Annotated in this window: 24 protein-coding genes; 13 read left to right on the forward strand and 11 right to left on the reverse strand. The window is 63.9% G+C overall.

What is annotated here, in order from left to right:
- Positions 1-170 precede the first annotated feature (170 nt).
- On the reverse strand, positions 171-1,166 hold the full coding sequence (gene repB / locus ABMC89_RS17525; protein ID WP_349570253.1) for a plasmid partitioning protein RepB: 996 nt from the start codon (positions 1,164-1,166) through the stop codon (positions 171-173).
- Positions 1,166-2,341, reverse strand: a complete 1,176-nt coding sequence (repA, locus tag ABMC89_RS17530) for a plasmid partitioning protein RepA (RefSeq protein WP_349570255.1) — start codon at positions 2,339-2,341, stop codon at positions 1,166-1,168. Before repA ends, repB begins: the two co-directional genes overlap by 1 nt.
- Before the next feature lie 459 nt (positions 2,342-2,800).
- Here repA and ABMC89_RS17535 point away from each other — a divergent pair, with 459 nt between their 5' ends.
- From ABMC89_RS17535 to ABMC89_RS17545, 3 genes are read left to right on the forward strand one after another with little or no spacing between them, the layout of a single operon-like run.
- Positions 2,801-3,505 (forward strand): ABC transporter permease, encoded by a 705-nt coding sequence (locus ABMC89_RS17535; protein WP_349570257.1) that lies wholly within the window; start codon positions 2,801-2,803, stop codon positions 3,503-3,505.
- Between the two features lie 14 nt (positions 3,506-3,519).
- Positions 3,520-4,215 (forward strand): energy-coupling factor ABC transporter ATP-binding protein, encoded by a 696-nt coding sequence (locus tag ABMC89_RS17540; RefSeq protein WP_439655673.1) that lies wholly within the window; start codon positions 3,520-3,522, stop codon positions 4,213-4,215.
- Positions 4,212-5,021 carry an ABC transporter substrate-binding protein gene (locus ABMC89_RS17545; RefSeq protein ID WP_349570261.1) on the forward strand — a complete coding sequence of 270 codons (810 nt, stop codon included), beginning with the start codon at positions 4,212-4,214 and terminating at the stop codon, positions 5,019-5,021. Before ABMC89_RS17540 ends, ABMC89_RS17545 begins: the two co-directional genes overlap by 4 nt.
- Before the next feature lie 18 nt (positions 5,022-5,039).
- On the opposite strand, the gene ABMC89_RS17550 is transcribed toward ABMC89_RS17545, so the two are convergent.
- From ABMC89_RS17550 to ABMC89_RS17570, 5 genes are read right to left on the reverse strand one after another with little or no spacing between them, the layout of a single operon-like run.
- Positions 5,040-5,531 (reverse strand): DUF6505 family protein, encoded by a 492-nt coding sequence (locus ABMC89_RS17550; protein ID WP_349570263.1) that lies wholly within the window; start codon positions 5,529-5,531, stop codon positions 5,040-5,042.
- Positions 5,528-6,244 (reverse strand): biotin/lipoate--protein ligase family protein, encoded by a 717-nt coding sequence (locus tag ABMC89_RS17555; RefSeq protein ID WP_349570265.1) that lies wholly within the window; start codon positions 6,242-6,244, stop codon positions 5,528-5,530. The genes ABMC89_RS17550 and ABMC89_RS17555 overlap by 4 nt, the downstream gene beginning before the upstream one ends.
- The gene (gene apbC, locus ABMC89_RS17560) at positions 6,241-7,311 is read right to left on the reverse strand and encodes an iron-sulfur cluster carrier protein ApbC (protein WP_349570268.1); all 1,071 of its coding nucleotides are present in this window, start codon (positions 7,309-7,311) and stop codon (positions 6,241-6,243) included. Before apbC ends, ABMC89_RS17555 begins: the two co-directional genes overlap by 4 nt.
- Before the next feature lie 5 nt (positions 7,312-7,316).
- Positions 7,317-7,520 carry a DUF6494 family protein gene (locus tag ABMC89_RS17565; protein WP_349570270.1) on the reverse strand — a complete coding sequence of 68 codons (204 nt, stop codon included), beginning with the start codon at positions 7,518-7,520 and terminating at the stop codon, positions 7,317-7,319.
- Between the two features lie 27 nt (positions 7,521-7,547).
- Complete coding sequence (locus ABMC89_RS17570; protein WP_349570272.1) at positions 7,548-9,500, reverse strand: 4Fe-4S binding protein; 1,953 nt, start codon at positions 9,498-9,500, stop codon at positions 7,548-7,550.
- 381 nt (positions 9,501-9,881) lie between these two features.
- Here ABMC89_RS17570 and ABMC89_RS17575 point away from each other — a divergent pair, with 381 nt between their 5' ends.
- From ABMC89_RS17575 to ABMC89_RS17615, 9 genes are all read left to right on the forward strand, one after another.
- Positions 9,882-10,421 (forward strand): DUF3305 domain-containing protein, encoded by a 540-nt coding sequence (locus tag ABMC89_RS17575; protein WP_349570326.1) that lies wholly within the window; start codon positions 9,882-9,884, stop codon positions 10,419-10,421.
- Positions 10,418-11,035 carry a DUF3306 domain-containing protein gene (locus ABMC89_RS17580; RefSeq protein ID WP_349570274.1) on the forward strand — a complete coding sequence of 206 codons (618 nt, stop codon included), beginning with the start codon at positions 10,418-10,420 and terminating at the stop codon, positions 11,033-11,035. The genes ABMC89_RS17575 and ABMC89_RS17580 overlap by 4 nt, the downstream gene beginning before the upstream one ends.
- Positions 11,032-11,640, forward strand: coding sequence for a TorD/DmsD family molecular chaperone (locus ABMC89_RS17585; RefSeq protein WP_349570276.1), 609 nt, complete (start codon positions 11,032-11,034; stop codon positions 11,638-11,640). Before ABMC89_RS17580 ends, ABMC89_RS17585 begins: the two co-directional genes overlap by 4 nt.
- Before the next feature lie 62 nt (positions 11,641-11,702).
- Positions 11,703-11,915 carry a twin-arginine translocation pathway signal protein gene (locus tag ABMC89_RS17590; RefSeq protein WP_349570278.1) on the forward strand — a complete coding sequence of 71 codons (213 nt, stop codon included), beginning with the start codon at positions 11,703-11,705 and terminating at the stop codon, positions 11,913-11,915.
- A 101-nt stretch (positions 11,916-12,016) separates the two neighbouring features.
- Complete coding sequence (locus ABMC89_RS17595; RefSeq protein ID WP_349570280.1) at positions 12,017-15,004, forward strand: formate dehydrogenase subunit alpha; 2,988 nt, start codon at positions 12,017-12,019, stop codon at positions 15,002-15,004.
- Positions 15,005-15,016: 12 nt separating this feature from the next.
- Positions 15,017-15,610: a formate dehydrogenase FDH3 subunit beta gene (gene fdh3B, locus ABMC89_RS17600; protein WP_349570282.1), complete on the forward strand. Its 594-nt coding sequence runs from the start codon at positions 15,017-15,019 to the stop codon at positions 15,608-15,610.
- A gap of 66 nt (positions 15,611-15,676) precedes the next feature.
- The gene (locus tag ABMC89_RS17605) at positions 15,677-16,876 is read left to right on the forward strand and encodes a formate dehydrogenase subunit gamma (protein WP_349570284.1); all 1,200 of its coding nucleotides are present in this window, start codon (positions 15,677-15,679) and stop codon (positions 16,874-16,876) included.
- A 25-nt stretch (positions 16,877-16,901) separates the two neighbouring features.
- Positions 16,902-17,027: a hypothetical protein gene (locus ABMC89_RS17610; RefSeq protein WP_269343110.1), complete on the forward strand. Its 126-nt coding sequence runs from the start codon at positions 16,902-16,904 to the stop codon at positions 17,025-17,027.
- A gap of 17 nt (positions 17,028-17,044) precedes the next feature.
- Positions 17,045-18,400, forward strand: a complete 1,356-nt coding sequence (locus tag ABMC89_RS17615; RefSeq protein ID WP_349570286.1) for a sigma-54-dependent transcriptional regulator — start codon at positions 17,045-17,047, stop codon at positions 18,398-18,400.
- A 200-nt stretch (positions 18,401-18,600) separates the two neighbouring features.
- On the opposite strand, the gene ABMC89_RS17620 is transcribed toward ABMC89_RS17615, so the two are convergent.
- Positions 18,601-19,632: an SDR family NAD(P)-dependent oxidoreductase gene (locus ABMC89_RS17620; protein WP_349570288.1), complete on the reverse strand. Its 1,032-nt coding sequence runs from the start codon at positions 19,630-19,632 to the stop codon at positions 18,601-18,603.
- Positions 19,633-19,720: 88 nt separating this feature from the next.
- Positions 19,721-20,071, reverse strand: a complete 351-nt coding sequence (locus ABMC89_RS17625; RefSeq protein ID WP_349570290.1) for a PRC-barrel domain-containing protein — start codon at positions 20,069-20,071, stop codon at positions 19,721-19,723.
- A 525-nt stretch (positions 20,072-20,596) separates the two neighbouring features.
- On the opposite strand from ABMC89_RS17625, the gene ABMC89_RS17630 reads away from it, so the two are divergent.
- Positions 20,597-21,208 (forward strand): exopolysaccharide biosynthesis protein, encoded by a 612-nt coding sequence (locus ABMC89_RS17630; protein ID WP_349570292.1) that lies wholly within the window; start codon positions 20,597-20,599, stop codon positions 21,206-21,208.
- Between the two features lie 66 nt (positions 21,209-21,274).
- Here the strand turns inward: ABMC89_RS17630 and ABMC89_RS17635 are convergent, their stop codons facing one another.
- Both ABMC89_RS17635 and ABMC89_RS17640 read right to left on the reverse strand, forming a co-directional pair.
- Positions 21,275-22,261 (reverse strand): PRC-barrel domain-containing protein, encoded by a 987-nt coding sequence (locus tag ABMC89_RS17635; RefSeq protein WP_349570294.1) that lies wholly within the window; start codon positions 22,259-22,261, stop codon positions 21,275-21,277.
- A 161-nt stretch (positions 22,262-22,422) separates the two neighbouring features.
- Positions 22,423-23,424 carry a sodium:calcium antiporter gene (locus ABMC89_RS17640; protein ID WP_349570296.1) on the reverse strand — a complete coding sequence of 334 codons (1,002 nt, stop codon included), beginning with the start codon at positions 23,422-23,424 and terminating at the stop codon, positions 22,423-22,425.
- Positions 23,425-23,494: the final 70 nt, after the last annotated feature.

The raw sequence follows: 23,494 nt of genomic DNA on the forward strand, positions 1-23,494 counted from the left end.
CACGAAAGACAACAAAATACCGGCCCTATCCCGACGGGTAGAGTTGACACAGATAAATCTTTGGGGCTATCTCGAAGGTGCAAAGTTTGAGAAGGGCCTTCCGGGATTTATCCTGGGGGGCTTTTCTTTTGTGGTCCTGATGTGCCTCCTGTTGCTACGTCCTCAATGTCTCACGCGCGGGTCTTCTGCCAGCGGTCGTGAATCTCTTGCATCAGCTCTTCCGCATGTGCGTCGAGCCAAGTGTCGAACCCTTCGGCGGCGCGCGCCGGAACCGTGAGTGTCACCCCCCGTTTGCCGCTGCGGATGTCCGCCACTGCCTTGCCGTCACGGCTGCGCAGGGTGCGCGGCTTGGCCGAAGCGGTGGGGGAGGGGGCCTTCTTCGCCGGGGTGGCGCTGGCACGGGTGAAAACCGCCTCGAAACGCTCGTCCGAGGTCAGAGTGCCCCATTCCGGCAGGTTCGTGTAATTGCGCGCACGCGACTTTGCGGCGGGATCCTCGAAAAGCTTCACCAGCGCCATCCACCGGTCGCGTCCGATGCCGGGGGCGGAGCCGACCTGCCGCAGGAAAGGCAGGTCGAAAGCATGTCCCACTTTCAGCATGCGGCTGACCATCGGCAGGTCGATCGAGAGCGCATCCGCGATTGTCTGCCGGTCATGGCCGCCCGCATCGAGCTGTGCGGCGAAACTGGCCTTCTCGATGAAGGAGAGATCCTGCCGCGCCGTGTTCTCCTGGCCCTGTGCCATCACCAGCGCGTGGTCGTCGAGCTGGCGCACCATCGCTTTCACGGGCATGCCCAGCGATTTCAGCGCGTTCAACCGGCGCCGCCCGTAGACGATCTCGAACCGTCCCGGCTTTGAAGGGTGCGGGCGCACGAGGACGGGCACCTGTTGGCCATAGGATTTCATGCTCTCTTCGAGCTGTTTCTGGGCCTGAACATCGGTCCCTAAACGGTCCTCGACCCCGGCCATGTCGATCAGCGCGGCGTCGAGTTCCTGAACCGCGTTCTCCTGCATCCGGTTCAGCGAGGATTGCAGCGCGCCGACGGCCCCGCGGGGCATCAGGCTCGGTTTCGCGCCCGGTTTAGGCTCTGAGGTGGGCTGATTGTCCCTGTTTTCGGGTTTCGGACCCGGTGTCGTGCCGGTGGAAAGGATACCTTTGCGTGCCATTAGCGCCCCCATGCTTTCTGGATCATGGATTCGATCTCGTCATTCACAAGATTGAGTGAATCCACCGCACGGTCGTAGGTGTTGCGGTGGAATTGCGAGCGGTCGACTTCGTATATCGTCTGGTGTGTCAGCCCTGCATCCGAGATCGCGGTGGACTTGAGCATCGGGGCGACCATGACCTCCTCGTCGAAGAGCTGCCGCAGGAAGGACAGCACCTGTTGCTGCGGCCCGTCGTTCGGCTCGTAGCGATTAATGAGGAAGCGCAGGAAGTCGAACTCCATGCTTGCGCCCGCGTTAGAGACTACATCCAGAAGATCCGCGCTCATCTGCAGGAACTGCGACATGGAGGCCACGTCGAGCATGTTGGGCACTACGGTGATCAACACGGAGGTCGAAGCGCAGAGGGCCGACATGGTGAGATAGCCCAGTTGCGGTGGACAATCGAAGATCACCAGGTCGTAATTTTGCTCTACGTCCTGCAAAGAGGTGGCGAGCCGCGAGAAGAACGGCGGCTGCATGTTGTTGAGCAGGGCCTGCGGCGTCTCATGCTCGAATTCCTGCAGCATCAGCCCGCCGGGGGCGAGGTCGATGCCGGTAAAGAAGGTCTTCCGGATGACATCCGCCAGCGGCACCGGATCGTCGTAGCGAATGGCGTCGTAGATCGTGCCGGAATTGAGGAAATCATACTCGGGACGATAGCCAAACAGCGTTGTTAGAGACGCTTGCGGGTCGATATCGACGCACAGCACCCGGTAGCCCTTGAGCGCCAGTCGCTGTGCCGCATGGATCGCGCTGGTGGTCTTGCCACTGCCGCCTTTGAAGTTCAGGAAGGACAGGACCTGCAACTTGTCGCCCTCGCGCCGGCCGCGCTGGTAGGCGCCGCGGGATTTGGCGGTGGATTCGAGCGTGCGACGGATCTCAAGCAGGTCTTCGGCCGAGTAGTGACGCCGGCCGCCGGGGCTGGTGTGCACCTCGGTGACCTTGCCATCGAAATGCAGCTTGCGCAGGAAACTCGTCGAAATCCCAAGAAGTTCAGCGGCTTCACCGGCCGAAAAACGGCGAAGTTCCTTGCGCGCATCGGGCGCGAAGATCTTCATCATGTGACTTTCCAACGCCCCGGAAAGCGTTTCCGCGTTCCGGCGGATCCGTGTATTGATGTGGACGGTATTTGTCACATCTGCCCTCGCTCTCAGTAACGCTATTATTCGGCAGCGCTTTTGTTACCGTTACTTAATGCTATTCATGCTGAGTGCGCAACAGATTCTTGTGCGACCGCTGTGGAGGCCCCGGGGGCCGAATATGCCCGACGCGGCACCATGCTATGTTGGATCTGCCTAAAGCACGGAAAACAAAAATCTTTTCGTGGATCGCCTTGCTGTCATGCGGCATGACTGCCTGTTCCGGGGGATGCCCGAAACAGCCAAGTTAGAGCCACATAAGGGGCGCTGGGGGGAATCATCCGGGCCTTCGCAGGCACAGTTGGACATCTTGTCCTTTTTGTCCTTCCTTGCCTGCGCATCCTGGCCTTCTTGTCCCAAGGCGCGCTTTTTGGCAGCACGGGTCTGGCCTCCGCCCGCATCTGCTGACAAGTTGCGCAAAAGGGGCAGGACCCCGCTGAAGAGGGCCGCCGCGGAATGGTCGATATCTGGAGTGGTTTGACGCAGGCTTTCTGGCTGGTCGTCACGCTCGATGCCGAATTGGTTGAGATCGCGGGCCGCTCGCTTCAGGTGACGGTGACGGCGCTGCTCGTTGCCTGCCTCATCGCCCTGCCGCTGGCGGCGCTGGTGGCGGTCAAGCGGTTCCGCGCGCGGCGCTTCGTGATCGCTGTGCTGAACGCGCTGATGGGGCTGCCGCCGGTGGTCGTGGGGCTGATCGTCTACGTCATGCTGTCACGCTCGGGGCCTTTTGGCGTGCTGGGGCTTCTCTTCACCCCCACCGCGATGATCATCGCGCAGGTCATCATTATCGTGCCGCTGATCGCCTCGATCGCGCATCAGTCGATCCGGGATCTGTGGCAGGAGTATCATGACCTGCTGATCTCGATGAACGTCACGCAGGGGCAAAAGATCCGCACGCTTTTGTGGGACAGCCGCCGCGCGCTGCTGACCGCGGCGCTCGCGGGGTTTGGACGGGCCATCGGCGAGGTCGGGGCGATCATGATCGTCGGCGGCAATATCGACCATGCGACACGGGTGCTGACCACGGCCATCGCGCTTGAGACCGGAAAGGGCGAGTTCGCACTCGCGCTCGCGCTTGGCTTCGTGTTGATCGGGCTTGCGGTGGCGGTGAACCTCGCGATCCACTGGCTGGGCCGGACCGAGCGGGAGGGACGCTGGTGACGGAATTGTTCCCGATGGTGGCCGAGGGCATCGAAAGCCGCCGCTACGGCCAGACGCTGGTGGGACCGCTGGACCTGACCTTGCCGGGGCAGGGGGCGACCGTGGTCATCGGCCCGAACGGCGCGGGCAAAACGACCCTGCTGCAGCTTCTGCACGGGACCGCGCGGCTGTCGCGCGGGCGGATTGACTGGGCCTGCCCGACCGAGGAAGCGCGCCACCACCAGGCCTTCGTCTTCCAGCGGCCGGTGATGCTGCGCCGCTCGGTGCTGGAGAACATCGCCTATCCGCTGCGACTGCGCGGTGTCGCGAAAGCCGATGCGCGGGCGCAGGCCGAGGACTGGGCGGCGCGTGTCGGGCTGAGCGCGATGCTGCAGCGGCAGGCGACCGTACTGTCGGGGGGCGAGCAGCAGAAACTGGCGCTGGCGCGGGCACTGATCTGTGAGCCTAAACTGCTGTTTCTGGACGAACCCTGTGCCGCGCTCGACGGGCGCGCGACGCGCGAGATCGAGGAAATCCTGCAGCGCGCCAAGGCCGAAGGCACGCGGCTGATCCTGTCGACCCATGATCTGGGTCAGGCGCGGCGGCTGGCTGACGCGGTGCTTTTCATGCGTGGCGGGATGATCCACGAAGCCGGTCCCGCTGCGCAATTTTTCGACCAGCCCGCGACCGCCGCGGCGCGGGCGTTTTTAAGAGGAGACATTGTCGAATGAAGATGCTGATAGCGGGGGCGCTGGCCCTCATGGCCGCCGGGGCGGCGCAGGCGGGCGAGGTGATGCGCATGGCCGTGACGACGTCTTTCAACAACTCGGGGCTGGCCGAGGTGTTGCTGCCCGAGATCGCGCAGGATCTGGACCTCGAGGTGCAGCTGCTGGTGGTGGGGACCGGGCAGGCGATCAAGCTGGGGCAGGCGGGGGACGTCGATGCGATCCTCGTGCATTCCCGTAAAGCCGAGGAAGCCTTCGTCGAGGGCGGCTACGGCACGCATCGGATTGAGGTGATGTACAACGATTTTGTCTTTATCGGGCCGCAGGATGATCCCGCGGGGATCGCGGGTGTCGAGGCGGCCAAGGATGCGCTTCCCGCCATCAAGGAGGCCGCAGCCCCTTTCGTCAGCCGCGGCGATGACAGCGGGACACACAAAAAGGAACTGGCGCTCTGGCAGCAAGCGGGTCTCGCGCCGGGGGATTTCGGTGATTGGTACAAGGAGGTTGGCGCCGGCATGGGCGCCGCGCTCAACACCGCTGCCGGGATGGGCGCCTATGTGATGTCCGACCGGGCAAGCTGGCTGAACTTCGGCAACAAGGACGGGTTGGCGCTGCTGTTCGCGGGCGATCCCGTGCTGTTCAATCAATATGCCTATCTGCCGGTGAACCCTGAAATGCACCCCCATGTGAAGCACGATCTGGCGCTGAAGCTGGAGGATTGGCTGACTTCGGACCGCGCGAAGGAATTGATCAACGCCTACAAGATCGCGGGCGAGCAGCTCTTCGTCTTCAACGCCGAACAGGCTGAATAGGCCGGTTTAGAGCCGCAATCAGGGGTCCTCGGGCAGATCGCCGTGGATGGCGAACTGCTCTAGCCCCGCGTCCTGCGGCTGGATCATGCGGAAGCTTTCGCGCACGCCGGCGTCGGTCAGTTCGCGGGCCACGGTGAGCAGGCAGTTCGGCGCGTGGTCGTCGCAGAGGTCGATCATCTGGGACAGTTCCTCTTTCGCCACCGGGCGCGCGGCATCGACCGAGGGCGCGCCGTAGTAGGTGACGAAATGCTGCGCCAGAAGGGTCGTCAGTGTCTCGACCTCGGCTTGCTCGATCTGCGTGACGGCGACGAAGGTCACCCGGCCGAAGGTTTCGAGGCCCAACCAGCCGTTGGCGAAGGCTTGGCGCGCCTTGCCGGTGAGATCGCCCTCGGTCCAGTCGGAAAACTCGAACCCACCCGAGATGCACCATTCGCCGGTGCGGGCGGGGGAGGCGAAGACGTTGCGGTCGCTCTCGTCGAAATGGATCGCGCGGGCGAGTTTGAGGGTCATGGGGCGGGCTCCAATAGGGTGGTGAGCGGGATCAGACGGGTGGTCTCTCCCGCGCGCAGTAACATGCCGAAGTCCTCGTCGACACCGATGAATGTGCCGCTTTGGCCTTGAAGGGTGACCTCGGACTCGAGGTCGAAGACCAGCCCGCGCCATTCCGCGTGCAGCGACTTTGGGCCGAGGTCTTCCCAGCGGTTGATCCAATGCAGGGTATGCCGGGCCCAGGATTCGACGAGGGCCGGGGGCGATACCTCGGCGCAGCCCTCGGCATAGAGCGCGGTCTGGTCGGGGGTGGCGCCGGTATTGGCCATGTCGGGATCGTCAGCGGGGTAGAGCGGCAGGGTGAAGCCGACGACGAGCCAATCGGGCACCGCATCGGGGTCGGTGGTCGAGGCCACCATGCGAAAGGCACCGCAAGAGGCGCCGTTGATGCGGATCCGGCCGTCCCAGTCGAGCTGCACGGCGATCTCGGGCGGGGAAAGCGCGCCGAGCGCGTTCTGAAAACCGACACCGCAGAGCGGCAGCATCGCCACGGCGCGGGTCAGCGGCACTTCGGGGGCGAAGACCAGTGCGGCCTCCATCTCGGCCCCCGCCAGCCGGTAGGTGATGAGCCCCGCGTTGACGCCCTCCGCCGCGCGGGCGCAGGCGGCGGCGATGGCGTCGCCTGCCACCGCCTCGCCCGACATCAGCGGGGGGAAGGACAGGGCGTCGCTCATGCCGCGCCGGCCTCGATCAGCTGCTTGGCGATGGCGTGGAAGGCCGCGGCCTGCTTGCTGTCGGGCTGGCTCACGGTGATCGGCGCACCGCCGTCGGAGGCGAGGCGGATCTGGAGATCGAGCGGTACTTCGGCGAGCAGCGGCACGCCCCATTTCGCGGCCTCGGAGGCGACACCGCCATGGCCGAAGACGTGTTCTTCGTGGCCGCAGTTGGTGCAGATATGCGTCGACATGTTCTCGATCATGCCAAGGATCGGCACCTTGAGCTGGTTGAACATGTCGATCCCCTTGCGGGCGTCGATCAGAGCCACATCCTGTGGTGTAGAGACGATCACCGCCCCGTCCACATGGGCCTTCTGCGCCAGTGTCATCTGCACGTCACCGGTGCCGGGCGGCAGGTCCACGATCAGCACGTCGAGCGCGCCCCATTGCACCTGTGTCATCATCTGCTGCAGCGCGCCCATCAGCATCGGCCCGCGCCAGACCACGGCCTGATCCTCGTTCGTCATCAGGCCGATCGACATCATGGTCACGCCATGGTTGCGCATCGGCAGGATGGTCTTGCCATCGGGCGAGGCCGGGCGGCCCGAGACCCCGAGCATCCGCGGCTGGCTGGGGCCGTAGACATCGGCATCGAGCAGGCCCACGCGACGGCCCTGGGCCGCGAGCGCGCAGGCGAGGTTGGCCGAGACGGTGGATTTGCCGACGCCACCCTTGCCCGAGGCAATGGCGATGATGCGGTCCACGCCGGGGATCTTCTGCGGACCGGTCGGCTCGGCCTTCCGCTGCGGCTTGAGGTCCGGCGGCGGGGCCTTGTCGCTGTGGCCGGTCAGCACGATGGAGACTTTCGACACTCCTTCGACCTGCGCCAGAGCCGCTTCGGCCTGTGCCTTGGTTTCCTCGTAGGCCTTGGCCTGTGCGGGCGGGATTTCCATCACGAAACGCACCGCGCCCGCGTCGTCCACGTTGAGCGCGCGCATCACGCCGCTGGCCACGATGTCGGTATCCGTGGCCGGATCGGTCACGGTTTTCAAGGCGGTCAGGACCGCTTCCCTGCTGGCAGTCACGTCGCTTATGCCTCGCCCTTGTCCGCGCCGGCGATGGTGCCGTCGATGCTGTGTTCGAGACCGAGTTCCGGGATCGAGATCACGGCCTTGACCGCGAAGGTCTTTCCGGCGGTGTCATGGTCGCGCATGGCCTTTTCGATGGCCTGTTGCGAGGTCACGCCGACCTGCTTGAGAAACTTGCGCATCGACATGTTGAAGTCTTCGCTCATGGGTGGCTCCTTTGGTGTGGGGGCGGCCTAGTGGTCGCGCCGTTTGGAGAAATAATCGTCGGTGGTGCGGGGCCGGGGGCGTTCTTTGCCCGCCATCGGGTTGTTGGTGCTGTGATACTGCGCATTGATGCGGCAGTCATCGCACATCTGGATCATCCGCAGCTTGGCTTCGTCGGCGAACATGGAATGACTGCGCAGCTTTTCGGTGATCTTCTCCACGGTGGATTTCACGCCGAAGAGGCTGCCGCATTCGATACAGGCGAAGGGCTCTTCCTCGTTCAGCACCCGCTGGCTCAATGCCGCGTCGGTGAGATCGAGGCGCGGTTCGAGTGCTATGGCGTCCTCGGGGCAGATATTGGCGCAGAGGCCGCATTGCAGGCAGGCGTCTTCCTGGAACCGGAGTTGCGGCAGATCGGGATTGTCCCCCAAGGCGCCCGAGGGGCAGAGCGAGACGCAGGACAGGCAGAGCGTGCAGGCGTCCTTGTCGACCAGTACGGCGCCGTAGGGTGCGCCCGCAGGCAGGTCCAGTACTTCGGCCTCGGGGTTCAGTGCGCGGGCGGCCTGGCGGGCGATCTGGCGGCGGCTGCCCATGGGGCGCACCGGCTGGGTCACCGGGGCAGGGGCCTCGCCACCGTAGAGGATGTCGGTCAGGGCCTCGGGGTCGGGCGTGTCGATCAATGCCATTCGCGCCTCGCCAGCGATGGCGCGGGCAAGGGCGGTCTGCGTCTCGATCGCGTCGCGGTCGGCCTTGGGGCCAAGCAGAAGCGAGACATGGGCGAAACCGGCGGCAAGGGCGGCGAGCGCCTCGGCATGGCCGAAGGCCGCGAGCGCGTCGAGTTCCATCGGCACCACGTCGGCAGGCAACCCGCGCCCGTGGCGGGCGGCAAGGCGGATCATCTCGGCGCCATGGGCGTCATGCACCAGAAGGCGCGGGGCGTCGCCGCCCGCTTCCAGATAGGCGCGCCCTAGTGTCTGCACCCGGCGCATGGTGAAATCGACCGGCGGGGCGTCATAGCTGATCGCGCCGGACGGGCAGGCCGAAGAACAGGCGCCGCAGCCCGCGCAGATCATCGGGTCGACGGTGACATGATCGCCGTCGGGCGTGATCGCACCGGTGGGGCAGAGATCGAGACAGGCGGTGCAGCCGGTCTGCCCGGCGCGGGAATGGGCGCAAAGCAGCGGGTCGGTACGGACGTAGAGCGGCTGTTCGAAGGTGCCCGTAAGATGCGAGGCGGCCAGCAGGGCGGCGGCCACGGCGGGAGGATGCGCGGGATCCGCGCGCAGATAGCCTTCGCGCTTCTCATGCGCGGGGAAAAGAGGCGTCTCGCCCCGCAGATCGAGAATAAGATCGCATTGGCTGCGCCCGCCGTCGCGCGGTTCGGTCCAGTTCAGCGCCCCACGGCCGCGGGGGTCGATCTGGCGCAGCGCATCGATGACCACCTCGAACTGTCCGAGTGCGCCTGAGGCGCGGCGCAGTTTGCCGGTGATGACGTCGTAGCCGGGCATCTCCAGAAGATCCTCGGGCGCCGTTTCGAGCAGCAGGGTCACGCTGAGGTGATCCTTGAGTTGCGATGCGGCCTCGAGAGCGGCGGGGCCCTGCCCGAGGATCAGGCAGAGCCCTTCGGAGGCCACGTCGATCGTTTTCTCGTCCGGGATCTGCAACAGCGCCTCTGCCGCGAGCGCGGACATTTTGGGCAGTTTGTCACGGGGGTCATCGGACCACCCGGCCCGGTCACGCAGGTCGAGAAGGGGGGCAGGGGGCAGGCCCATGTCTTCGGCCAATTCGGTGAAAACCCGCTCCTGTTGGGTGCAGCATAAAATTGCATCTCCCCCCTCCAGCGCCTTCGCCGCGCGGTCGATCTGGGTGGTGCAGAGCGCCGAACAGGGGGGTGCGACTCTCAGACCGGTGCGCTCGGACAGCGCTTGGGAATCGATTTTCTGCGATCCTGCGCAATCGCATGTTATCAAGGTCTTGGACATGGAATTTCCCTTGTTACGCACACCGGTGCGCCCCCCGTGGGGGTGGTCTTCGAGGCCTCAAGCTAGACGGGATTTGCCTCCGCCCACAACCGCAATTCGCAGCAGACAGCGCCAGGCCGAAGCGCTGGCGGGGCCGCCAGAGCGGCCCGAGGTTGCGGAGTGATTCGTCAAAACCGAATCGCTGCTTTTCCGATCAAAAAGGTCAACTTAGACAAAAGGTCCAGATCGGTCCTGATGGCCCTTTGCGACGGGTCAACTTGTCTGCCGATGGCTGTTTTTTGGGCGATCCTGCGGATTGGGCCTTTCAGTTGATCTGCAGGCGGTGAAAGATCATCTCCACGGAGGAGCGAATTGATTCATAACCCAAACATGTACCGGACAATGCCTCTGGGTGTTGTGCTGCGCCGTACGCCGGGCGTGACCCGCTGGGCCAAATGGGCCTGGAAGGCTACGGCCGTTCTGCCCGGCGCGGAGAAGGCCGACTGGCGCGAGCTGCGCCGCGAGGGCGATGTGGTCGAATACCACGCCGCCACGCTGCCGCTCGAGTTGCATGGTGCCGAGACCGAAGCCTATGTGCACGGGTTGGGTGCGGATGTTCCTTGTGTCTACATCGTGATGCGCCCGATCGCGGGGGACGCGACGCGGCCCTTCAAGGTCGAGCTGGTCACCGCGTCGCCCTACGAGGCGCAGGATTACTGCGACAGTGCCGAAGAGGTGGTCGAAAAGGTCGCCATGACCCCGGGCCTGCGGGCATGGGTCGAGGACTTCGTCGAGGAGTTCCACCACGAGGAAGAATTCGTCAAGCGCCGCCGCGACCGGCTGCGCACGGACGCCAAGCAGGACGGGATCGGCGATCCGCGCATCGCCAAGCCTGCGGATGTCTATGCTTCGCCCACCCTCAAGAAGAAGCGTCTCGCATGAGTGGTTTCTGGCAAAAACGCCGCGCCGCCGTGGCCGAGGAAGCCCGCGCCGAAGCCGGGGCCGAGGAGCTGCGCGTGCATCAGGCGCAAGAGGCGGCGCTGGCCGAACGCAGCGACGATGAGCTTCTCGCCGAGTACGATCTGCCCGAGCCCGAGGATCTGGTCAGCGGCGAGCAGCTGCGCGCCTTCCTGAAGGCGCAGCTGCCGCAGCGGCTCAAGACCCGCGCGCTGCGCAGTTTCTGGAAGACCAATCCGGTGCTGGCCTGTCTTGATGGGCTGAACGATTACGACGACGACTATACCGCCGCCGCCACCGCCGGAAAGCCGGTGAACACGATCTATCAGGTCGGTCGCGGTATGGTGGCCAAGGTCGAAGCGGCGCTTGAGACAACCGCCCCCGCCGAGGCAGAGACAGAGGCAGCCCCCGAGACGGTGGCGCTGCCGGACGTGGTGTTGACACAAGCGCCCGCGCCCGACGAGAGTGAAGCTGTGAGCGAACAACCACAGGCCGAGCCCGAGGCGGAAGAAACCGCGACGCCCGCGCCGACGCACCGGCGGATGCGGTTTCACTTTGCCGAAGCTACGGCACAGGACATGGAAGGCGCGAGCGCATGACCCAGATGGCCCAGACCCAAGTCCCCGAGGAAGACCGCCTGCGCGCGGATCTCTACAACTTCATGGGGCTGATCCTTGCCGGTCCGCCCGACCAGATGCTGTTGGATCAATGCGCCGGGCTGTCGGGGGACGAGAGCGAGCTGGGGCAGGGGTTCCGCGCGCTGTCCACGCTGGCTGCCAAGACCCGTCCCGCCGGGGCGGAATCGGAATTCAACAAGCTCTTCATCGGTCTCGGCCGGGGCGAGCTTTTGCCCTATGCCAGCTACTATCTCACCGGCTTTCTGAACGAGAAGCCGCTTGCGGCGCTGCGGCAGGACATGATGGCCCGTGGGCTGGAGCGTGCGGCCAATGTCTTCGAGCCCGAGGACAACATCGCCTCCTTGATGGAAATGATGGGCGCGATGATCGCGGGCCGCTTCTCGGCCCCCGCGACGCTGAGCCAGCAGAAGACCTTCTTCAACCGGCACATCGCGCCGTGGGCCGGACATTTCTTTGCCGATCTGGAAGGCGCGAAAAACTCGGTCTTCTATGCGCCGGTGGGCAAGATCGGCCGTGCCTTCATGCAGATCGAGACCGAAGCCTTCCGGCTGAGCAAAGACCAGTGACCGCAACAACAAATGAACGGGCCGAAGCGCCCATGAACCACAGACGCAAGGGGAGAGACACTATGACACGAAAGCCAGAGGGTTCCACAGAAACGCCCGCCCGCAAGGATCGGCGCGATTTCCTGAAATTCGCGGGCACCGCCGCGCCCTTGGCCGCCGTGGCCGTGGCCACCGCCGGTGGTGAGGCCGAGGCCGCCAAGGCGCCTGACCTGAGTTCGGACCGCCTGCAGGACACCGAACATACCCGCGCCTATTACGCCTCGGCGCGGTTCTAAAGATTTACCGGGGGGCGTCCCTCCGTTCTGGCCGGGCGAGATGACCGGCCGTTCAATAGCCAGCTCAGGCGGGGACCAGCCCGCGCACAGGGAGTGAAGATATGCTGAGGAAAAAGACCAACGGAGTCGCGCGCAGCGCAGGCCGGACGGGGATCGTAGGGGACGTGGCGCGCAGCGGCATCGACCGCCGCGCCTTCCTGCGCGGTTCGGGCCTTGTCATCGGCGGGCTGTCCGCCATCGCCGCCACCGCCGGCAGCGTTCAGCAGGCAAGCGCCGCCACCGCTTCGGTGGGCGGCAAGATCGAAGTGAAGAAATCGGTCTGCACCCATTGCTCGGTCGGCTGCACCGTGATCGCCGAGGTTTCGGACGGCGTCTGGGTCGGGCAGGAGCCCGGCTGGGACAGCCCCTTCAACCTTGGGGCGCATTGCGCCAAGGGCGCCTCGGTGCGCGAGCACGCCCATGGCGAGCGCCGCCTGAAGTACCCGATGAAGAAGGTCGGCGGCGAATGGCAGCGGATCTCCTGGGAGCAGGCGATCAACGAGATCGGCGACAAGATGCTTTCGATCCGTGAAAGCAGCGGCCCGGATTCGGTCTACTGGCTGGGCTCGGCCAAGCATTCCAACGAACAGGCCTACCTGTTCCGCAAGTTCGCGGCCTACTGGGGCACCAACAACGTCGACCACCAGGCGCGGATCTGTCACTCCACGACCGTGGCCGGCGTGGCGAACACATGGGGCTACGGCGCCATGACCAACAGCTACAACGACATCCACAAGTCGAAGGCGATCTTCATCATCGGCGGCAACCCCGCCGAGGCGCACCCGGTCTCGCTGCAGCACGTGCTGAAGGCGAAAGAGGAAAACAACGCGCCGCTGATCGTCTGCGACCCGCGTTTCACCCGCACCGCGGCCCATGCGGACGAATTCGTGCGTTTCCGTCCGGGTTCGGACGTGGCGCTGGTCTGGGGCATCCTGTACCACATCTTCGAGAACGGCTGGGAGGACAAGGAGTTCATCCGCACCCGTGTCTGGGGCATGGACGAGATCCGCAAGGAAGTCGCCAACTGGACCCCGGATGAGGTCGAGCGCGTCACCGGCGTGCCGGGCGAACAGCTCGAGCGCGTGGCCCGCACGCTGGCCAACAACCGTCCCGGCACCGTGATCTGGTGCATGGGCGGCACCCAGCACACCAACGGCAACAACAACACCCGCGCCTACTGCATCCTGCAGCTCGCCCTTGGCAACATGGGCGTCGCCGGCGGCGGCACAAACATCTTCCGCGGCCACGACAACGTGCAGGGGGCCACGGACCTCGGCGTTCTGGCTGACACGCTGCCCGGCTACTACGGTCTGTCGGACGGGTCCTGGGCGCATTGGGCCCGTGTCTGGGAGGAGGATCTCGACTGGCTCAAGGGCCGTTTCGCCTCCTGGAAGGACGGGGCCGGCGAAGAGCAGGCGATGATGAACCTCACCGGCATTCCGGTGTCGCGCTGGATCGACGGTGTGCTGGAAGCGCGCGAGAACCTCGAGCAGCCCGACAACACCAAGGCGATGGTGCTCTGGGGTCACGCCCCCAACTCGCAAACCCGCCAGCTGGAAATGAAAACGGCGATGGAGAAGCTCGACCTGCTGGTCGTGGTCGACCCCTATCCGACCGTTTCGGCGGTTCTGCACGACCGGACCGAAGACACCTACCTGCTGCCGGCCTGCACCCAGTTCGAGACCTCGGGCTCGGTGACCGCGTCCAACCGCTCGCTCCAGTGGCGCGAGAAGGTCGTGGAGCCGCTCTTCGAAAGCCTGCCGGACCACACGATCCTCTACAAGTTCGCCAAGAAGTTCGGCTTCGAGGACCGCATGTTCCGCAACATCGAAATGAACGGCGAGGAGCCGCTGGTCGAAGATCTGACCCGCGAGTTCAACCGCGGCATGTGGACCATCGGCTATACCGGCCAGTCGCCCGAGCGCATGAAGATGCACATGGAGAACCAGCACACCTTCGACAAGACCACCCTGCGCGCTGTGGGCGGTCCGGCTGACGGTGATTACTACGGCTTGCCATGGCCCTGCTGGGGCACACCCGAAATGAACCACCCCGGCACCGCGAACCTCTATGACATGTCGCTGCCCGTGGCCGATGGCGGCCTGACCTTCCGCGCCCGTTTCGGCGTGGAGCGGGACGGCGAGAACCTGCTGGCCGAGGGCGTCTATTCCAAGGGCTCGGAAATTCAGGATGGGTATCCTGAATTCACCATGCAAATGCTCATCGATCTGGGTTGGGACACGGACCTGACCGCAGAGGAGCGCAGCGTGATCGAGGCGGTCGCGGGCTATGAAGCCCCGGCAAAGGCCGACAATGGTCAGGAAGAGGTCGGCGAGACCTCGCAGCAAGGCGAGCTGGAATCGGATTACATGGCCCGCGTGGGCGGCATCAACTGGAAGACCGACCTCTCGGGCGGCATCCAGCGGGTCGCGATCGCGCATGGCTGTGCCCCCTTCGGCAACGCCAAGGCCCGTGCCGTGGTCTGGACCTTCCCCGATCCGGTGCCGACACACCGCGAGCCGCTTTATTCCAACCGGCGCGATCTGGTGGCGGATTACCCGACCTACGAGGACAAGACCTTCTGGCGGGTGCCGACGCTTTACGCCTCGATCCAGAAGAACGACTTCTCGGAAGAATTCCCGATCATCCTCACGTCCGGCCGTCTGGTCGAATACGAGGGCGGCGGGGACGAAACCCGGTCGAACCCGTGGCTGGCCGAACTTCAGCAGAACATGTTCATCGAGATCAACACCCGTGACGCGAACAATCTGGGCGTCCGTGACGGGGCCGATGTCTGGGTCGAAGGACCGGAAGGCGGCAAGATCAAAGTGATGGCCATGGTCACCGAACGGGTGGGCGAGGGCGTGGCCTTCATGCCCTTCCACTTCGGCGGACACATGGGCGGTGTGAGCCTGCGGGACAAATACCCCGACGGGGCAGACCCGATCGTGCTGGGCGAAAGCACCAACACGGTTCAGACCTACGGCTACGATTCAGTCACGCAAATGCAGGAGACCAAAGCGACTCTCTGCAAGATCATGCCAGCGTAAGGAGATAAGAGAATGGCAAGAGCAAAGTTTCTCTGCGATGCCGAGCGCTGCATCGAATGCAACGCCTGCGTCACGGCTTGTAAGAACGAACACGAAGTTCCGTGGGGCATCAACCGCCGCCGCGTGGTGACCATTCAGGACGGCCAGCCGGGCGAACGCTCGATCTCGGTCGCCTGCATGCACTGCTCGGACGCGCCCTGCATGGCGGTCTGCCCGGTGGATTGCTTCTACCAGACCGACGACGGGATCGTGCTGCACTCCAAGGACCTCTGCATCGGCTGTGGCTACTGCTTCTACGCCTGCCCCTTCGGCGCGCCGCAGTACCCGCAGGCCGGTAACTTCGGCAGCCGCGGAAAGATGGACAAATGTACCTTCTGCGCCGGTGGCCCCGAGGAGAACCACTCCCAGGCCGAATTCCAGAAGTACGGTCGCAACCGGATCGCGGAAGGCAAGCTGCCGATCTGCGCCGAGATGTGCTCGACCAAGGCGCTGCTGGCGGGGGATGGCGACACGGTGTCGGACATCTACCGCGAGCGCGTCGTGGCGCGCGGCTTCGGCTCCGGTGCCTGGGGCTGGGGTACGGCCTACAATCAGAAGGGTCAGTAAGACCTGCCAGGGCGGCCCGTCGCGGGCCGCCCCTTTCATCACTTCTGTCTAGCCGGGGGATTGCCCATGCTGCGCCACCTGATGGCCCTTTTCATTCTTGCGCTGATTGCACTGCCTCTGGGCGTCGCTGCGCAAGACATCCGTCTGCCGGAGAATTCGACCCCCGGCGCGATCGACCGGGCCAGCACCGGCGGGGCGCAAAACCTTGCTGACATCGAAGCCCGCGAAGCCGGGGTCGAGATTGATGACAGCTTCCGCCGCGACAATCTTGGCGGCGACGCCGCGACGGCGCCCGGGCTGGGGCCGCTCGGCGGCCGCTCGGACCCGGACCTGTGGCGCGGTATCCGCTATAACGAATTGCCGGTCACGGTCAGCACGTTGAACCAGACCGGTCTTGTGCTGGTGCAGGACGACGGCATCTGGTGGCTGAACTTCCGCGAGGGGCCGCTGGCCACCTATGGTGCGTGGCTCCTTGGGGGCATGCTGATCCTGCTGGCGTTGTTCTACCTGCTGCGTGGGCGCATCCGGATCGAGGGCGGCAAGTCGGGCCGGACCGTCACGCGGTTCAAGGCCATCGAACGCTTCGCGCACTGGATGCTGGCCGGTTCCTTCATCCTGCTGGCACTCACCGGACTGGCCACGCTGTTCGGCCGTAAAGTAGTCATTCCAACGCTGGGGCACGATTTCAACTCGGTTCTGCTGGCCGGTTCGAAGTTCATCCACAACAACGTATCCTGGGCCTTCATGATCGCGCTGGTCATGGTTTTCGTCATGTGGGTTTGGCACAACATTCCCAACCGGACCGATTGGGTCTGGATCAAGCAGGGTGGCGGTTTCATCGGGGACAAACACCCGCCCGCGAAGAAGTTCAACTTCGGTCAGAAGATCATCTTTTGGGGCGTCATCGTGCTGGGCTTCTCGGTCTCGCTGTCGGGGCTCTCCTTGCTGTTCCCGTTCGAGCTGCATCTCTTCGGCCATACCTTTGGCCTGATCAACGACGTCGGCATCACCGAATTTGCGGGCATGGGTCCGCTGCAAGAGGACCTCACCCCGCACGCTGAAATGCAATATGCCCAGCTTTGGCATGCGATCATCGGCTTCCTGATGATGGCGCTGATCCTCGGCCATATCTACATCGGTACGCTCGGCATGGAAGGCGCTTACGACGCCATGGGCAGCGGCGAGGTCGATGAACGCTGGGCCGAGCAACACCACTCGCTGTGGCTCGACGAGGTCAGACAAGACAAGCGGACGCCAGCGGAATGAACGCTCAGCGAGAAGGATACACGCGATGAAAGCCATGCTGGCAGGGTTTCTGGGCGTCGCCGTGATTGGCGTCGTCGCCTATTTCGGTCTCCACGAGATGGGCTTTTCCTCCGCAGAGGTCTATTCAGGTGAAAACGTCCGATTGGACTGACACCGAAAAGGCGAAACATGGCGGCAGGGGATGAATACGGCGGCACGCTCGAGGGCGCGTCGGTCCTTGTGATCGACGACGAACCGGGGATGCGGCATTTTCTGACCAAGATCCTCGAGCCGCGGGTCAAGCGGGTGGCGCAGGCCGCCTCCCCGGCGGAAGCCACTCGTGCGCTGGACGAGGCGCATTTCGATGTCGTCGTGCTCGATAACGTGATGCCGGGCAAGACGGGTCTCGAATGGATCGCCGAACAGCGGCGCAAGGGGTTTTACGCCGATACCGTGCTGATCACTGCCTATGCGGATCTGGAAACGGCAATCGCCGCCCTGCGGGCGGGCGTGAGCGATTTCGTCCTGAAACCGTTCCGCACCAACCAGATCCTCGGCGCGCTGTCGCGAACGCTCGACCGCAAGAACCTGCGCCGCGACAATACGTTGCTCCGGCGAGAGTTGCTTGCCGGAACGGCGGTGCAGATGCTGGGCCAGTCAGCACCGCTGGCGAAGGTACGCAGCATGTTGAACCGTCTTGCACCGCTGCCGACGCCGGTCCTGTTCACGGGCGAAAGCGGCACCGGCAAGGAATTGGCGGCACGGCAATTGCACCAGATGTCGGACCGGGCGGACAAGCCTTTCGTCGCGGTGAACTGCGCCGCGATCAGCCCGGACAGTGTGGTGCCCGAACTCTTCGGCACGGTCGAAGGCAACGAGACCCTGCAACCCGGCCTGCTCCTGCTCGCCGATGGCGGAACGCTCTTCCTCGACGAGGTCGCGCAGATGCCCGAGACCCTTCAGGCAGCGCTCTTGCGGGTGCTGGAGGATCATCGCATCCGTCCCGAAGGCGCCGAGCGTGAGATCCCGCTCAATTTGCGGCTTCTGTTTGCCACCAATGCCGATCTGCCGAAGGCCGTGGCCGAAGGTCGGTTCCGTGCCGATCTCTACCACCGGATGAACGTTGTCGAGATCCCCATGCCGCCGCTGCGGGACCGGTCTGAGGACATCGTGGAACTGGCGGCGATGTTCATGGAGCAATTCTCGACCGCGCTTGGCATGCCAGCGCTGCGGCTGGACGCCGAAACGCTCTTGAAGCTCATGCGCTACGACTGGCCCGGTAACGTGCGCGAGTTGCGCAACCTGATCGAACGGTCGGTGATCCTCGGCAGTTTGCCCGACGCCTTTGCGGGGCAGGGCGGGGTCGACGGGGCGCGGGCGATCGAGGATCTGGAACTGGTCACGCAGCGCCACATGCTGCACATTCTTGACCTGAGCAAGGGCAACCGCGCAGAGGCGGCGCGCCGCCTCGGCGTGTCGCGCAAGACGGTGGACCGAAAGCTTGCCGCATGGGCGGCCGAAGGGCTGGAGATCGACAGCCCCTGAGGTCCGGCGACAGGCCAAGGCCGGTTTTCCTTTTCCCGGCAACCTTGCGAAGCGCCACGTCCGGCAGGACAGGGGTGTTTGTCCCTCTGACAATACGGTCAGCGCTGAACCCTCAGATCATTCCGCGCAGGCGCGGATCCGGGCGTCGGTGTGCGGCCGAGGTTGAAGGATGCCGCGTGAAAAGTTCACAGCTGTGAACTTCAGGCCCGGACCGCTGCCGCCGGAACCGCGTAGAAGCTCCTGTACCATTCGACAAACTGCGCCACGCCATCGCGCATGTCGGTTCGGGGCGCGTAGCCGGTCAGCGCGCGCAGCAAAGCGGTATCGGCCCAGGTCGAAGGCACATCACCGGGCTGCATCGGCATCAGGTTGCGTTGCGCGGTGACGCCCGTTGCCTCTTCGATGGCGGCAATGAAATCGGTCAGGATCACCGGATCCGAGTTGCCGATGTTGACCACTCGGAAGGGTGCGACCGTCGACAGGCTGTCGCCCTCGTGCCGGCCCTGTTGCGAGAGGTGATCGGGAATGGCATCGCGCAGGCGGATGATAGCCTCCACGAGGTCGGTCACGAAGGTGAAGTCGCGGCGCATGTTGCCGTTGTTGTAGACATTGATGGGGCGGCCTTCGAGGATCGCGGAGGTGAACAGATGCGGCGCCATGTCCGGACGGCCCCAAGGCCCGTATACGGTGAAGAACCGGAACATCGTGATCGGCAGGCCGAAGAGGTGGGCGTAGGAGTGGGCGATATTCTCGCTGGCTTTCTTGGTCGCGCCATAGAGGGACATCTGGTGGTCTGTCGCGACATCCTCGCGGTAGGGCATCTCGGAATTGGCGCCGTAGACCGAGGAGCTGGAGGCCATCAGCATGTGTTCGGGCGGGAAGGCCCGTGCCGCTTCGAGCAGTTGAAGGGTGCCGAAAAGGTTGGTCTGAACGTAGGTGTCCGGATTCTCGAGCGAGTACCGGACGCCCGCCTGCGCGGCGAGGTGGAAAACATGCGTCGGGCGGTGACGGTCGAACAGGTCGGTCAGCAGGTTGTGCGTCTCGATGCTGCCTTCGACGTTATGAAATGCAGGGTAGGCCGCAAGCCGGTCGCGGCGCGCGGCCTTTAGCGATACATCGTAATAATCGCTCATGTTGTCGACGCCGACGACGGTGTGCCCGTCGTCCAGCAGGCGACGGCAGAGATGGTATCCGATGAAACCCGAAGATCCGGTTACGAGTGCGGTCGCCATGGTCAGTCCTTTGCGCGGTTGAGCCGCCTTTACGCCTTCGGTTCCGGTCTCTCAACCCGCCGCGCCTGTTTCCCGCGCAAGGATGCGGTCACGCCCAGTACTGCGGGACGCCGTAATGCTCGTGGGTGCGGCGCTCCCAGTCGCGGTCGCCGTACCAGTTGTCGTGGCGTTCGGGGGCGCTGGTGACTTCCTCTTCCGTCAGGTCGGTGACGTAGCATTCGCGCTCGGTGTCGAACGTCAGCTTGTCCCACGGGATCGGAAGGTGGTCTTCGCCCATGCCGAGAAAACCGCCGAAGCCCATGATCGCGTAGGCAATCTTGCCCGAGGTCTTGTCGATCAGCAGGTGGTCGATGGTGCCGATGCTCTCGCCTTCGCAGTAGACTTCGGTGCCGCTGACGTTCTTTGACGAGATCAATGTTCCCTTGCTCTCTTCGGTCACGGTTGCGTCTCCTTCAATTGTTCGCGGTTCAGATAGATCATAGGGCGACAGGGCGGCGTTGGAAGTTCGCGGTAGGGCAGGGCGGTCACACCACCGGCGGATTTTGACCGATCGCCCCGCCGGGTGGCGGATCTATCCGCGTAAGGCAAGACGGAATGTTCCGTGAGGTATGACTTAAGTAAATGATTTTAAATTAAATTAGGTCGGCGCGGCCGACATTTTTGGAGGGATGATCGACCGCGCCTGAAAGAAACACCTCTCGTCGGGGGACAACGGGTGCCTTTCGTACAGAAGTTGTGGCTGGACGGGACGCAGTGTTGGGGATGCGTTGGCCGGCAGATGTCAAAACTTCGTATGGTGGTTAAACCACACCCGACAAACGTTTCAGCCGGATGACAGTTCCAAGGAATTTACGAAAAGTTTTCCCGTTCCTGTCGGGCCCGCCGGTGTGTTAGCGCGGCGGGGCGGAACTTCGCCCGATGCAGCACGTTTCCCCGTTTGATAGCATGCAGAAAGATACCCCAAGTGAATGATCGTAGCGAAGCTCCCGTTGCGGAGGACAGTGCCCACCGAACCTTGGGTGAAGTGCTGGGCGATGTGCGCAAGCTTGCCACCGACCAGGAAAGGGTGAGCGTCGAGAACCTTGTCGATACGCTGGGGCGCGCCTCTGTTTCGGCGCTGGTTCTCGTGCCAGCGCTGGTGGCGGCCACGCCGCTGAGCGGCATACCGGGTCTGTCGGGATTTTGCGGATTGATGATCGCGCTCGTATCCTCGCAGGCGGTGATCGGACGGCGCAGCCTTTGGTTGCCGGATTTCATCATGCGCCGCGACGTATCGGGCGACAGGCTGATCGATGCGCTGGACAAGATCAGCAGTGTCACCGGCTTTCTGGACCGCCACACCCACGAACGGCTTGAGCTTTTCGTGAAGGGGCTGGGCGCGAAGCTGCTTTTCGCGCTGTGCACCTTGGCGGGGCTGATGATGCCGTTGCTTGAGTTGATCCCGTTCTCAGCGTCGATCATGGCCTCATTTGTAACGCTGATTGCGCTGTCCGTACTGACATTGGACGGGCTGGTGGCGTTCCTGTCGTTCGGTTTCCTGCTGGGGGCAGGGGGCGCGATCACCTATTTCGTGTGACACCCGCCCACGAAAAAGGGGAGGCCGGTGTGGCCTCCCCCCGGAAGTTAAGCAGAGCGTGATCGCTTACTTGGCTTCTTCCCATTCCTGCATGTTCTCGATTTCTTCTTCGGTCATCGAGATATAGCCGGTCAGTGCGCCGTTTTCGGTCTGCATCAGTTCGATGTCGGTCAGGTTCATCGCCACGTGGCGTTCGCCCAGACCAAGGAAGCCGCCAACGTCGACGATGACCTTCTCGATCTGACCACCTTCGGCCAGGATCAGGTCGCCGATTTCACCGACGCGGTCGTTTTCGGAACCGTAGATGGCGGTGCCTTCAAGGTCGTCCGCCGTCATGTTCGCGAGGCTTGCTTTGGTCATCGCGTCGCGGTCCAGCGGCATTGCATCGTTCGAAGCTGTTTCTTCGGTTGTGGTCGCTTCGTCGTTTGCTGCCATATCTGTTTCGGCGACATCGGCTTCTTCATTCGACGCCATGTCGGACTGTTCGGTCTCTGTCTGGGTCGCTTCGTTTTCGGCTGTTTCCTCAGACGTCATGGTGTCGTCGGATGCTGCCTGCTCCATCTGCGTCGAGGCGGATGTGTAACCATCGGCTTCCATCGCGGCGGAGTCGTAGTCGTTGGTGTCTTCCAGCATCTGCTTGTCGCCGGTGTAGACAACGAAGTATTCGTTTTCGTCATCCTGGTCGGCCACGAACTTCAGCGTGTCCAGCGCGACAGTCTTGCGGGTTTCGCCCATGCCGAGGAAGCCGCCGGCGTCAAGCACGATGGATTCAAGCTGGCCGTCGGCGTTGATCAGAATGTCGGTGACGTCAGCCACGTCCTGCCATGTATCAGGCACTTCTGTCAGGTCGGTCAGGTCGACGTTGTCGGCACTGCCTTCGCGGGCCATATAGACGGTCTTGCCCATCAGGTCGGATGCGTTGATCTGCATGCCTTCCTGTGTTTCGTACTGCATGGTCGCGTTCATGTCGCTGCCGCTGGCGGCGTGGCTTTCGGCGAAAGCGGCGGTGCTTGTCAGGGCCACGAGGGCCGTTGTCATAAGAATGCGTTTCATCGGGTATTTCCTCCGGTATGAGAGTTTGTGAGGGCTGCGAGAGCCTTGCAAATACAACTCCGCGTTGGACCGCGGGTTTCACCGATTATTGAAAATATACCTTGGAACCATCGGGTCGGTTTCGGCGTTAACTGCGACAATTTTTCACAGGTCCGGCGCCCTCAGGCAGTCACCGCGAAGGCCACCGCGAGGCCGTAAGTCACCATCATCAGAAGGCTTTCGACGCCAATCGTGGCGGGGCCCGCGCGCTGGCGCATGATCAGGCCGATCAGCAGGATGCCCGACATCAGCATTCCCACCGACAGCCACAACAGATCGCCCGCGCCGATCGCGTGATAGAGCGACCCCTCGCGGTAGCCGATGTCCCCGAGGCTGAGAAACAGGATATCGAAGGTATTGCCCCCGATGATGCCGCCGATGGCCAGTTGCAGCGCGCCACGGCGCACGGCGGCCAGCGTGGTCACAAGCTCGGGCATGGAGGTGATCACGGCGGTCATCAGCGCGCCCACCACGGAGGACGACAGCGAGAACCGCGTGATCATGACGCTGGCGATATTGGCGATGACCCAGCCCGCGGCGCCGAGGATCAGCATCAGCATGACAAAGGCGATCAGGGCGCGAACCGGGCTCTTGTCGCTTTCCTCGGGTTCCTCGGGCACATCTTCGCGGGTTTCGTCGGTTTCGACGGCGCGCCACATCGGCGCCTCGCGCACCTGCGCGGCCAGCCGGATACCGGCGACATACCCCCCGATCAGGATGAACGACACCGGGTGGATGCCGAAAACCGTGATCGGCGGGCCGGTATAGGCAATCAGCGGCAGCGACAGCAGCGTCAGCAGCAGCGTGCACTGGAACAGGTTGCCGGTATCGGCGGCGGCATGTTCGAGGTTCGCACGCCGGTAGATGAGATCGGCCAGCGCCAGAAACAGCGTCTGCGCCGCGATCCCGCCCACGGAGTTGGAGAACGCCAGTGCGGCATCGCCGGAACTGGCGGCGGTAAAGCTGACCGCCATGCCCGACAGCGATGTGGCGGCCCCCAGTACGGTTGCGCCGACCAGCGCCTCGCCCAGCCGTGTGCGGTCGGCGATGATGTCGGCCAGACGGGTCAGGCGCATCGAGGTCAGGAAAACCACCAGACCGGCGACAAGCAGCGCCGCGAGCAACGCGGGTGTGGAAAGTGAATTGAAGATACCGCGTCTCCCTTGCCCTTGTGAAACGGACCGAATTGGGGGG

It is taken from the genome of Sulfitobacter sp. HNIBRBA3233, assembly GCF_040149665.1.
Taxonomy (GTDB): domain Bacteria; phylum Pseudomonadota; class Alphaproteobacteria; order Rhodobacterales; family Rhodobacteraceae; genus Sulfitobacter; species Sulfitobacter marinivivus.